2 protein-coding genes and 1 tRNA gene are annotated in these 2,296 nt (G+C 64.4%); all 3 read right to left on the reverse strand.

Annotated elements, in window-relative coordinates:
* Nucleotides 1–228: methyltransferase domain-containing protein (locus WBF82_RS16775; protein WP_424384099.1), on the reverse strand; the 228-nt coding region annotated here is incomplete at its 3' end.
* Nucleotides 229–274: 46 nt separating this feature from the next.
* Nucleotides 275–346 (reverse strand) — tRNA-Val (locus WBF82_RS16780).
* Between the two features lie 20 nt (nucleotides 347–366).
* The coding region (gene lon / locus WBF82_RS16785; RefSeq protein ID WP_424384100.1) for an endopeptidase La at nucleotides 367–2,296 on the reverse strand (1,930 nt) is incomplete at its 5' end.

Raw genomic sequence — 2,296 nt, forward strand, 5'->3', positions numbered from 1 at the left:
CCTCATTATATGCCGCTGGATATCGATGGCGACCACGCGCCCGGTGGGGCCGACCCGCCGCGCCAGTTCCAGCGTAAAGAATCCCATGCCCGGTCCGGGCTCAAGGACTGTCATGCCTTCACGGACATAGGGCGCCAGGAGCTCGGCCGGGTCGCACTGCAATCGCCGCAGCGGACTGGCCAGAAGATACCCGATCCACCAGGGGCAGATGCTGTGCCTCGCCGCCATCCACTCTCCTCAGGTCGGTTGTGTCCAGCGTCGCCAGCCGGCGGAATGGGCGGTGACGGTTTCGAACCGCCGACCCTCTCGGTGTAAACGAGATGCTCTACCGCTGAGCTAACCGCCCGTGCCGCGCCACCTCCCGGATCAGTGCGGCAGCGAAGGCGCCGCCGGCGGGACCACCGTGGCTGCGACCGCCGGCTCGGTATCCGGGGGTTCGGTCCACTCGATCGGCTCCGGCTTGCGCGCCAGCGCTTGGGCGATGACGTCGTCTACGTGCGCCACCGGCACCAGCGTGAGGTTCTTCTTCACGTTGTCCGGGATCTCCGCCAGATCCTTCTCGTTCTCCTTCGGGATGAACACTGTGGTGATCCCGGCCCGCAGTGCCGCCAGCAGCTTCTCCTTCAGACCACCGATCGGCAGCACCCGGCCGCGCAGCGTGATCTCGCCCGTCATTGCCACATCGCGCCGCACCGGAATGCCGGTCAGTACCGAGACGATGCTGGTGGCCATTGCGATGCCCGCCGAAGGTCCGTCTTTCGGCGTCGCACCCTCGGGTACATGCACGTGGATGTCGCGCTTCTCGAACAGCGTCGGCTTCAGGCCGAAGGTTACGGCGCGGCTGCGGACGTAGGAGAGGGCTGCGGACACGCTCTCCTGCATCACGTCGCCCAGCTTGCCGGTAGTCTTCACATTGCCCTTGCCGGGCACCATCACGCTCTCGATGGTCAGGATCTCGCCGCCCACCTCGGTCCAGGCGAGACCGGTGACGACGCCTACCATGTCCTCATCCTCGAGATCGCCGTAGCGGAACTTCCGCACGCCGGCATATTTCTCGAGATTCTTCGGCGTGAAGGTCACCTTCTTGACCTTCTTGGTGACGATGTCCCGGACCGCCTTGCGCGCCAGATTGGCCATCTCGCGCTCCAGGTTCCGCACTCCCGCCTCGCGCGTGTAGTAGCGGATCAGGTCGCGCAACCCGTCATCGGTGATCGACCATTCACCGGACTTCAGGCTGTGCGCCTCGCTCTGCTTGGCGAACAGATGCCGCTTGGCGATCTCCACCTTCTCATCCTCGGTGTAGCCGGGGATGCGGATGATCTCCATGCGGTCCATCAGCGGCTGCGGCATGCGCAGGCTGTTGGCGGTGGTCACGAACATCACGTCCGACAGGTCGTAATCGACCTCCAGGTAGTGATCGGCGAAGGTGCTGTTCTGCTCAGGGTCCAGCACCTCGAGCAGTGCGGAGGACGGATCGCCGCGCCAGTCCGCACCAAGCTTGTCGATTTCGTCGAGCAGGAACAGCGGGTTGCTGGTCTTGGCCTTCTTCATGCCCTGGATGACCTTGCCCGGCATCGAGCCGATATAGGTCCGCCGATGGCCGCGAATCTCGGCCTCGTCACGCACGCCGCCGAGCGACACGCGTACGAATTCGCGCCCGGTCGCTTTCGCGATCGACTTGCCGAGCGAGGTCTTGCCAACGCCGGGCGGTCCCACCAGGCACAGGATCGGGCCGCGAATCTTGCCGCTGCGCGATTGCACGGCGAGGTATTCCAGGATGCGCTCCTTGACCTTCTCCAGCCCGTAATGGTCGGCGTCGAGCACGCGCTCGGCTTCCAGCACGTCGTTCTTGACCTTGCTGCGCTTCTTCCAGGGGATCGACAGCATCCAGTCGAGATAGTTGCGCACGACCGTCGCCTCGGCGCTCATCGGGCTCATGGTGCGCAGCTTCTTCAGCTCGCCCAGCGCCTTCTCCATCGCCTCCTTGGAGAACTTGGTCTTCTTGATGCGCGCTTCGAGTTCGGCGGTCTCGTCCTTTCCGTCCTCGCCCTCGCCCAGCTCCTTCTGGATCGCCTTGAGCTGCTCGTTCAGGTAGTACTCGCGCTGCGTCTTCTCCATCTGCCGCTTGACGCGGTTGCGGATGCGCTTCTCGACCTGCAGCACGCCGATCTCGGATTCCATGTGCCCGAACACACGTTCGAGCCGCTCACCGACCTTGGCGGTTTCCAGCAGCTCCTGTTTCTCGCCGATCTTGAGGCTCAAGTGTGCCGCCACCGTATCGGCCAGCTTCGATGCC

This window comes from Mycobacterium sp. (assembly GCF_049673265.1).
Classification (GTDB): domain Bacteria; phylum Actinomycetota; class Actinomycetes; order Mycobacteriales; family Mycobacteriaceae; genus Mycobacterium.